Origin of the sequence: Streptomyces sp. NBC_01198 (genome assembly GCF_036010485.1) — a bacterium.
Classification (GTDB): domain Bacteria; phylum Actinomycetota; class Actinomycetes; order Streptomycetales; family Streptomycetaceae; genus Actinacidiphila.
On record NZ_CP108568.1, the window covers coordinates 7312742 to 7322500 of the forward strand.

General features: G+C 72.6%; 7 protein-coding genes. 3 read left to right on the plus strand and 4 right to left on the minus strand.

Annotated features, from left to right (window positions below; translation table 11 throughout):
* Window positions 1–33: 33 nt before the first annotated feature.
* Window positions 34–2052 carry an acetoacetate--CoA ligase gene (locus OG702_RS32705; RefSeq protein WP_327292565.1) on the plus strand — a complete coding sequence of 673 codons (2019 nt, stop codon included), beginning with the start codon at window positions 34–36 and terminating at the stop codon, window positions 2050–2052.
* Window positions 2053–2085: 33 nt separating this feature from the next.
* Here the strand turns inward: OG702_RS32705 and OG702_RS32710 are convergent, their stop codons facing one another.
* Both OG702_RS32710 and OG702_RS32715 read right to left on the minus strand, forming a co-directional pair.
* Window positions 2086–3501, minus strand: coding sequence for a cellulose binding domain-containing protein (locus OG702_RS32710; RefSeq protein WP_327292566.1), 1416 nt, complete (start codon window positions 3499–3501; stop codon window positions 2086–2088).
* A 109-nt stretch (window positions 3502–3610) separates the two neighbouring features.
* Window positions 3611–4939, minus strand: coding sequence for an aminotransferase class I/II-fold pyridoxal phosphate-dependent enzyme (locus tag OG702_RS32715; protein WP_327292567.1), 1329 nt, complete (start codon window positions 4937–4939; stop codon window positions 3611–3613).
* Between the two features lie 96 nt (window positions 4940–5035).
* On the opposite strand from OG702_RS32715, the gene OG702_RS32720 reads away from it, so the two are divergent.
* Both OG702_RS32720 and OG702_RS32725 read left to right on the plus strand, forming a co-directional pair.
* On the plus strand, window positions 5036–6358 hold the full coding sequence (locus OG702_RS32720) for an MFS transporter (protein WP_327292568.1): 1323 nt from the start codon (window positions 5036–5038) through the stop codon (window positions 6356–6358).
* Window positions 6359–6386: 28 nt separating this feature from the next.
* On the plus strand, window positions 6387–7436 hold the full coding sequence (locus OG702_RS32725) for a hypothetical protein (protein ID WP_327292569.1): 1050 nt from the start codon (window positions 6387–6389) through the stop codon (window positions 7434–7436).
* Window positions 7437–7553: 117 nt separating this feature from the next.
* On the opposite strand, the gene ptsP is transcribed toward OG702_RS32725, so the two are convergent.
* Both ptsP and OG702_RS32735 read right to left on the minus strand, forming a co-directional pair.
* Window positions 7554–9224 carry a phosphoenolpyruvate--protein phosphotransferase gene (gene ptsP / locus OG702_RS32730; RefSeq protein WP_327292570.1) on the minus strand — a complete coding sequence of 557 codons (1671 nt, stop codon included), beginning with the start codon at window positions 9222–9224 and terminating at the stop codon, window positions 7554–7556.
* 11 nt (window positions 9225–9235) lie between these two features.
* Window positions 9236–9685, minus strand: a complete 450-nt coding sequence (locus OG702_RS32735; RefSeq protein WP_327292571.1) for a PTS sugar transporter subunit IIA — start codon at window positions 9683–9685, stop codon at window positions 9236–9238.
* Window positions 9686–9759 lie beyond the last annotated feature (74 nt).

Genomic DNA, 9759 nt, shown 5'->3' on the forward strand with positions numbered 1-9759 from the left:
CAGCCGTGCCGTGGACCGTCCTGGAGCCGCCCCATGACCAGCAAGACCGAAGCCGACCGAGCGCCGGAAGCGCTGTGGACACCCGGCCCCGAACGCGTCGCCCGGGCGTCGGTGACCCGCTTCCAGCAGTGGGCGCACGAGCGGCACGGCGCCCCGGCCGTACTCCCCGACGACCCGCAGGCCACTTACGCAGCATTGCACGCCTGGTCGGTGGCGGAGTCGGCCACCTTCTGGCGCGCGCTCACCCAGTGGTACGACGTCCGCTTCGGCACCCCTTCCGACACCGTCCTCGCCGACGCCTCGATGCCCGGCGCCCGCTGGTTCCCCGGCGCGACAGTCAACTACGCCGAGCACGCCCTGCGTCCCGCCCTGGACACCGCACGCGCCGAGCTGCCCGCCGTGCTGTACGTGGACGAGCGGATGGAGACCGGCATCCTCAGCTGGGCCGAGCTGTCCCGGCAGGTCGCCTCGCTCGCCGCGGCGCTGCGCCGGCTCGGCGTCACGCCGGGCGACCGGGTCAGCGGCTATCTGCCGAACGTCCCGCAGGCCGCTGTGGCGCTGCTCGCCACCGCCGCGGTGGGCGGCGTGTGGACCTCCTGCGCGCCCGACTTCGGCGCCCGCAGCGTCCTGGACCGCTTCCAGCAGGTCGAGCCCGTGGTGCTGTTCACCGTCGACGGCTACCGCTACGGCGGCAAGGAGCACGACAGGACCGGCGTCGTCGTCGAGGCCCGGGCCGGGCTGCCCTCGCTGCGCGCGACCGTGCACATCCCGCTGCTGGGCACGCCGGCGCCCGAAGGCGCCCTGGAGTGGCGGGACCTGGTCGCCGACGACCCGGAACCGGCCTACGAGCAGGTGCCGTTCGACCACCCGCTGTGGGTGCTGTACTCCTCGGGCACCACCGGGCTGCCCAAGGCGATCGTCCAGTCCCAGGGCGGCATCCTGCTCGAACACCTCAAGCAGACCGGCCTGCACCTCGACCTCGGCCCCGACGACCGTTTCTTCTGGTACACCTCCACCGGCTGGATGATGTGGAACTTCCTGGTGTCCGGGCTGCTGGTCGGCGCCACCCTGGTGCTCTACGACGGCAGCCCCGGCCATCCCTCGATCGAGGCGCAGTGGCGGGTCGCCGAGCAGACCGGCACCACCGTCTTCGGCACCTCCGCCGCCTACGTCATCGCCTGCCGCAAGGCCGGGGTGCACCCCGGCCGCGACTTCGACCTGTCGCGGGTCAGCTGCGTCGCCACCACCGGCTCGCCACTGCCGCCCGACGGCTTCCGCTGGCTGCACGACGAGGTCGCTGAGGACCTGTGGATCGCCTCGGTCAGCGGCGGCACCGATGTGTGCAGTTGCTTCGCCGGGGGCGTGCCGACCCTGCCGGTGCACATCGGCGAGCTGCAGGCCGCGTGCCTGGGCACCGACCTGCAGGCGTGGGACGCGCAGGGCAGGCCGGTCGTGGACGAGGTCGGCGAACTCGTCGTGACCAACCCCATGCCGTCGATGCCGGTGCGGTTCTGGAACGACCCGGACGGCGCCCGCTACCACGACAGCTACTTCGAGATGTTCCCCGGTGTGTGGCGGCACGGCGACTGGATCACCCTCACCTCGCGCGGCACCGTCGTCATCCACGGCCGCTCCGACTCCACGCTCAACCGGCAGGGGGTGCGGATGGGTTCCGCCGACATCTACGAGGTGGTCGAGCGCCTTCCCGAGGTGCGCGAGTCCCTGGTCATCGGCATCGAGGAGCCGGACGGCGGCTACTGGATGCCGCTGTTCGTGCGGCTCGCGGAGGGCGCGGAGCTGACCGACGGGCTGCGTGCCACGATCAACGACGCGATCCGCGCCCAACTGTCCCCGCGCCACGTGCCCGACGAGATCATCGAGGTGCCCGGCGTCCCGCACACCCTCACCGGCAAGCGCATCGAGGTGCCGGTCAAACGGCTGTTGCAGGGCGCCGAGCTGGACAAGGCTGTCAACCCCGGTTCGGTGGACGACCTGGACGTGCTGCGCTTCTACGAGCGGCTGGGCGCGGAGCGCGCCGCGGACCGCCCGTAGAAGCACCACCGGGCAGGGCCGGTGACAGCCCGGTCAGCCGGTGTAGGCCGCGAAGATCTTCGAGAAGTCGTAGGGCGCCTGCGTGATGTTGGTGCACTTGTACAGCGCGCCGTTGCAGGCGTTGGCGTCCCGGCCCTCCTCCCAGAAGGACAGCATGCCCAGGTGCTTGCCCTGGGCGAAGGAGACCAGCTGGCGGGCGTCGGCCTGGTCGTACACGTGGCCGTCGTCGTTCTGGCCGAGCATCGGCGTCACCCCGAGCATCGCCCACAGCTGGGCGTCGGATTTCGCCGGGTAGAGCGACTTGAGCTGCGCCTGGGTGCTGGCGGCCGCCTGGACCGCCGCGTCGCCGTAGTCTCCGGTGCGGTAGTAGTCCATGGCCATCAGGTTGACCAGGTCGAGGTTCACCCCGGCGTTCTTGGCCGACGTCACCACATTGAGGCCGTCCGAGGTCAGGCCCTCGGGCAGCACCGGCAGGGTCAGCGAGATCCGCAGGCCCGGGTGGCTCTGCTGGAGCCTGGCAAGCGCCTGGGAGCGCAGGGCGATGGACGCGGGCTCGGCGACCGCCGACCCCTCGATGTCGAAGTCGACGTAAGTGAGGTGGTAGGCGTCCACCACGGCCGCGTATTCGGCGGTGAGCGCGTCCACCGAGGAGCACGCCTGGGCCAGTTCGATGCCGCTGGCGCCGCCGAAGGACACCTTCACGTCGCCGCCCGCCGCCCTGATGGCGTCGATCTGGTCCTTGGCCCATGCCTGGCGCGGGTCATAGGCGTTGAACCAGCTCGCCTTGCAGCCGGCCGACGTGACGAAGCCCAGCGTGAAGCTCTTGACCCGGCCGGCCTGCGACATCGCGGTGAGGCTGGGGGTGGGCCAGGCGCCCATGTCCACGTAAGGCGCGGTGCGGATCGGGCCGGTGCCGGGGTTGCTGCCGCCGGTGCTGCCGCCCGTCGTGGTACCGGTGGTGGTGCCGGAGCTGGTGCCGGTCGATGTGCCGGTGCTCGTACCCGTGCTGGTGCCGGTCGACGTGCCGGAGCTGGTGCCCGCGGTGGTGCCGCCGTTGCTGCCGCCCGGGGCGCACGAGCCGCCGTTCAGCTTGCAGTTGGACGGCACGCCGCTGCCCGCGCCGACCCAGCCGAAGGCCACGGAGGCGCCGGGCGCGACGGAGCCGTTGTAGTCGCGGTTGGTGAAGGTGTAGTGCGTGCCGCTCTGGGTGAGCAGCGCGTCCCAGTAGCTGCCGACGCTGCTGCCGGCCGGCAGGTCGAACTCGACCTTCCACGAACCGAGCGTCGCCGTAGCGCTGTTGGTGATCGTGTATTGGCCCTGGTAACCGCTGCCCCAGTCGGAGGTCTTGGTGAAGGCGGCACCCGCGCCGCCGGCCGCGGAGGCGGTCGGGACGAGGAAGAGGACGAGCGTGCCGAAGAGCGCGAGGAGGAGGATGAGGGATCTTCGCATACCGGACTCCCATTTGGTCTGTACCAATGCCCCCCGCACACTGGATACTTGACCCGCGCCACCGCCGTCAAGAGTGCCGACAGCCGCACCCTCCGCCTCTGACGTCCCGTCAACCCCCGTAAGTGCTGCTGGATTCGGCCAGCACGGCGGCGAAGTCAGCCGCCAGCCGCTCCGCGTCGGGAAGCGCCAGATCCGCCGTGGTGATCCGCACCCCGGGCCCGGCGGCGATCCGGAAACGGGCGCCGCCCGCCACCCACCAGCCGTGCGACCGCAGCCCGTTGACCACCGCGGACTCATCCCGCACCGGGACCCAGACGTTGAGCCCGCTCACGCCGTGCGCGCCGATCCCGTACCCGCCGAGCGCACCGACCAGCCCCTCCCGCCGCTCCTGATACGCCCTCGCCGCACCGGCCACCAGCACGCCGGTGGCCGGATCGGTCATCAGCCGCACCACCGTCTCCTGGAGCACATGGCTGATCCAGCCGGACGTCAGCAGCAGCCGCCCGTCGTGCCGGGCGAGCGTCGTCGCGTCACAGGCCATCGCCGTCCAGCGCAGGTCGGTCCCCAGGTGCTTGGAGACGGTGCGGATGTGCGCCCAGCGCGCAGGGCCGTCCGTGCCCGCGGTCACCAGCGAGTGCAGCGGGCCGCCTGCGGTGTCCGCGCTGTGGTCGTCCTCGACCACCAGCACCTCCGGTGCCTCGGCCAGCACGGCCAGCAGTTCCGCCCTGCGGGCCGCCGACATCCGCGAGCCGTACGGGTTCTGCGCCCGCGGGCACAGCACGACCGCCCGCGCGCCGCCCCGCAGCGCCGACCGCAGACCCTCAGGGCGCAGCCCCTCGCCGTCCACCGCCACCGCGACCGTGCGCAGCCCCAACGCCGGTACGAGGTCCAGCAGATGGTGGAACCCCGGGTCCTCCACCGCCACCGCGTCCCCAGGGCGCAGCTCCACCGACAGCAGGCGCGAGACGCAGTCCAGTGCTCCGTGCGCGAAGGTCACCTGCTCGGCGGGCACCCCGTCCCGCGCGAACCATGCGCGGGACAGCTCCTCCAACTCGGCAAGCCGTGGCGCCGCCCGGTGGGAACGCGCGCCGGGCGACAGCCGCCCGGGCGGCACCAGGTCGGGCAGGAAGGCCGGATCGGGGTGGCCGCCGGCCAGATCACGCAGCCCGTCGGGCACCCGTGGCGGCCGCCGCGAGGTCACCACCGGCGCGGGCGCCACCACCGTGCCGCCCCGCCCCCTGGTCACCACGATGCCGCGGCGCCGCAGTTCCTTGTACGCGCTCGCCACCGTGCCCGGGCTCACCCCGAGCGCGTCGGCCAGGGCACGCACCGGCGGCAGGGCCTCATCCGGCCGCAACCTGCCCTCGCTGACCGCGCGTTCGGCCGACGCGGAAATCTCCCTGGCCGTCGCACCCTGGATCGCATATTGTATCGCCACAGAATTAATTATGTATCAATACAAAAGCAGGGGCAAGCGCGGGCCGCCGGCCCGCCACCACCGACCTGGGGACGTGATGCCGTGCAGGGGGCACCGATGACGGAGCGGGTACAACGGGTGCTGAGGATCCCGGAGATACCCGGCGGCCCCGACGGGCGGCGGATGCTCTGGATCAACCTCGTCGACAAGATCGGTTCGGGCCTGTGGCTCTCGGTCACGGCCCTCTACTTCGTCGTCGCGGCGGGCCTCGACACCGGCAGGACCGGACTCCTGCTCGGCCTCGGCGGCGTGGCGGGCATCGCGGGCGCACCCATCGCGGGCCGCCTCGCCGACCGCCTGCCGCTCACTCGCGTGCTCTTCGCCGTCCAGGTCGTCCGCGCCACCTCCGGCCTGCTGCTGCTGACCGCGCACGGATTCTGGCAGCTCCTCCCGCTCGTCGCGCTCGGCAGCCTGGGTGAGCGCTCCGCGTCGGTGCTCACCAAACTCTTCGCCGCCCGCGTCGCCGGACCGGACCGGCCCCGCTACCAGGCCGTCCAGCGCACTGTCGTCAACCTCGGCTACACCCTCGGCGGCCTCGCCGCCTCCGCCGCCCTGGCGGTGGGCACCACCGCTGTCTACCGGATCCTGCTCCTCGGCGACGGCCTGTCCTTCGTCCTCGTCGCCCTCCTGGTCACCCGGTGCGCCGAACCGCCGTCCGCGCTCAGGGTCGTCATCGTCCGTACCGCCTCCGACAGCCCTGCCGGTGCCGGCGCAACCGCACTACCGGCCGCGAGCAGCCCCTGGCGCGATACCGGCTACCTCGGCTTCGCGGCACTCGACTCGGTGACCTTCCTCCACGGCTCCGCGCTCACGGTCGGCCTGCCTCTGTGGATCGTCACCCGCACCAGCGCACCGCACGAACTGGCCGCCGCGATCTTCGTCGTCAACACCGTGCTGGTCGTCCTCCTGCAGGTACGCCTCGCCCGCTACGGCAGCTCGGCGCGGGTGGCCGCGAACTCGCTGCGCCAGGTCGCCTTGTGCTTCCTGCTGTCCTGCGCCGCCACCGCCGTCGCGGTCCTGCACACCCCGTGGGCCGCGACCGCCGCCGTCGTGGTCGCCGCCGTCGCCTTCACCGTGGTGGAGATGATCCAGTCCGCCGTCTCCTGGGAACTCTCCGTCAGCCTCGCCCCCGCACACGGCCAGGGCAGCTACGTCGGGGTGCACGGCCTGGCGCAGTCCACCTCCCGCTGCGTCGGCCCGCTGCTGATCACCTCGGTGGTGATCGCGGCAGGACCCGCAGGCTGGATCGGCCTGGGCGCCGTCGTCGCCGGCTCCGCGCTCCTCCAGCGGCGCATGGTCCTGCGCCGCCTCGGCGGACCCCGCCCGGCAGCCGCCGAGCTCCCGTTGTCAGTGGCCCCGATTACAGTCAGTGAGCAGTAGGGATCACTCGGATCCGTCCGCAGGGGGAATGATGTCACGCACCAGCAGCGACGCCAGCAACACCGGCACCAACGGCAGCACCGGCCCCGGCACCGGCAGCAGGGGAAGTGCCGGCAGCCGCACCACCGCCCGCAGGCCGAAGCACACTCGGAACCGGAAAGCAGCACGCCCGGCGGGCAGCCGGCCGCCGGGGCGCACGGCGTATCGCCGTGCCCTGCGCCGGGAAGCACCCACCGTCGTCGGGCTGCTGCTCGACGACCACGACTTCACCGCCATGACCGGGTATCCGAGCTTCCCCTTCCACGACTACGGCCTGTATCTGCACCACCTGGACGGGCTGCTGCGCTCCCTGCACGCCCAGGGCACCAGCGTCACCGTCACCCTCTTCGACCCGGACCGGTACGCCGACCACTGCGCCGACACCCGCCGGCCACCGGACACCTCCGCCTCCCGCATCCACTACACGGCCGCCGTCAGCACCACGGGAGCCGCCGTCCCCTACACCCGGCAACCGCTGGCGCTGCTGCGCACCCAACTCGCCCACGAAGCCGACCGCCGTGCCACCTGGGACCGCGCCGGCGACATGCTCACCGCCGCAGGCCAGTGCCCCGACTGCGACGAGCCGCTGGCCCACTGCGCCTTCGACCTCGCCTCGCACACCCTGCTGCGCATCGTCGAAGCCGCGGGACCCGGCGCCCACCACTTCGTCTGCAGCCTGCCCGCCCCCGACGGGAGCTCGCTGCTCGCCACCGCCCACATCACCGCCGACCCCGACGGCGAGCTGCACCTCTCCGACACCGAGGCACTCGTGCTCTGCACCGTCATGGCCGCGGCCCGGGTCGCCGCCCGCCCCGGCGGGCTCGTCCTGCGCACCACCGACAGCGAAGGGACCGACACCGTGTACGGCTGGTCCCTGCACCCGGACGGCCCCCGCCCGCTCACCGAAGCCGAGGTCTTCAACGCGTACTGCACCGACCTCGACACCGGCGAGCCCGTGCCACCGGAGCCCGGAGTGCGCTACCGCGCGGGCCTCCCGCTGCCACCTCCGCTGCCCGGCGACGAACCCGGCAGGAGATGAGCCGGGACAGCAGGAAGGGCGCCCCACCCTGGGGTGAAGCGCCCTTCCCGCAGCCGGCGACGAACCTGCCGCCGCCCGGTCGATCCCGCCCCCCGGACACCCGCCAGGTACTTGCGGCTATTCGCCGGACAGCACGCCCTGCACGGCCCGCCGCGCCTCGTCAGCGCTGTCGGTCGCACGGGCAGCCGCCGCCGCACGCTCGCACTGCGCCAGCGTGTACTTCGCCAACGTCGCCCGCACGTAAGGAATCGACGCCGCACCCATCGAAAGGCTGCTGACACCGAGGCCCGTCAGCACGCACGCGAGCAGCGGATCCGCCGCGGCCTCACCGCACACACCGCAGCTCTTCCCCTCGGCCTTCGCGGCCTCGGCGGCCAGCGCCACCAGGTCGAGCAGCGCCGGCTGCCACGGGTCCTGCAACCGCGCCACCGCACCCACCTGCCGGTCGGCGGCAAAGGTGTACTGCGCCAGATCGTTGGTGCCGAGCGAAAGGAACTCCACCTCCTGCAGAACCGACCGGGCCCGCAGAGCGGCCGACGGGATCTCCACCATCGCGCCGAACTTCGCGTGGAGCCCCGCCGAACGGCACGCGTCCGCGAACGCCTTTGCGTCCTGCCGGTCCGCCACCATCGGCGCCATGACCTCCAGGTGCACCGGAAGTCCGGCCGCGGCCGCGGCCAGCGCGCGCAGTTGGGTGTCGAGCACCTCCGGGTGGTCGAGCAGCGACCGCAGCCCGCGCACACCCAGTGCTGGGTTCGGCTCGTCCATCGGCGTCAGGAAGTCCAGCGGCTTGTCGGCGCCCGCGTCCAGCACGCGCACCACCACCCGGCCGGCGGGAAAGGCCTCAAGCACCTGCCGGTAGACCTCGACCTGCTTCTCCTCGGAGGGCGCGTTCGCCGAGTCGTCGAGGAAGAGGAACTCGGTACGGAAGAGCCCCACGCCCTCGGCACCCGCCTCCACGGCGGCCGGCACGTCCGCGGGCCCGCCGATGTTCGCCAGCAGCGGCACCTTGTGCCCGTCCGACGTCGCACCCGGCCCGGACGACGCCGCCAGCGCCGCCTTGCGTTCCGCGGCCGCCTCGTTCAGCGCTGCCTGCTTCTCCGCACTCGGTTCGACGAAGACCTCACCGGTGCTGCCGTCCACCGCGATGACGGTCCCCTCGGCCAGTTCACCAGCGCCCGGCAGCGCCACCACCGCGGGCACACCGAGCGCCCGCGCCAGGATGGCGCTGTGACTGGTCGGCCCGCCCTCCTCGGTCACGAAGCCCAGCACCAGCGCGGGGTCGAGCAGCGCCGTGTCGGCCGGCGCCAGATCGCGCGCGATCAGCACATACGGCTCGTCGCTGTCCGGCACACCGGGCATCGGCACCCCCAGCAGCCGCGCCACGATCCGGTTCCGTACGTCATCGAGGTCCGCGACCCGCCCGGCCAGATAGTCCCCGGCGCCTGCGAGCAGGGCACGGTAGGAAGCGAAGGCGTCGTAGACGGCACGCTCCGCAGAGCTGCCGACCGCGACCCGGCGCTCGACGTCGGCCATCAGCTCCGGGTCGAGCGCCATCAGCGACTGGGCTTCGAGCACCGCCTGCGCCTCACCGCCGGCCAGATTGCCCCGGGCGTCGAGGTCCGCGGCCACCGCCTCCAGCGCCTGCCGGGCCCGTCCCTGCTCACGGGCGGTGTCCCCGGAAGCGATCTGCTTGGCAGGCGGCTCCAGGACCGCCGTCCCCATATGCCGTACTTCGCCGATCGCCACACCGTGGCTGACACCGACACCCCGCAGCGTTGTCTCCATCGGTCCGCGCCCTACTTCCAGCTGAAGAGGGTGTCGCCGGCCGCCACGTCGGCGGCGTCGACCAGCTCCGACAGCGCCTCGGCGGTGGCCTCCAACGCGACCACCGGGCAGATCGGCGACTTCCCCGCCGCCTCGACGGCCGCCGGGTCCCAGCGCACCACGGCCTGGCCGCGGGCCACCGTGTCGCCCTTCGACACCAGCAGTTCGAAGCCCTCGCCATTGAGCTGGACGGTGTCGATGCCAAGATGCGTGAGCACACCGTGTCCCGCGTCGTCCACGACGACAAAGGCGTGCGGGTGCAGGGAGACGATCACTCCGTCCACCGGAGACACCGCCTCGCCGGGCTCGCGCACCGGGTCGATCGCCGTACCGGGACCCACCATCGCCCCGGAGAACACCGGGTCGGGCACTGCCGCGAGCCCGATGACCCGGCCGGCCAGGGGAGACGAAACGGTCGTCATGAGGGAAGCCTCCTAGATGCGGAGATCACAAACGCCGTCACAGCCTGTCACGGGACGGCGATCCGCGAGAGCAG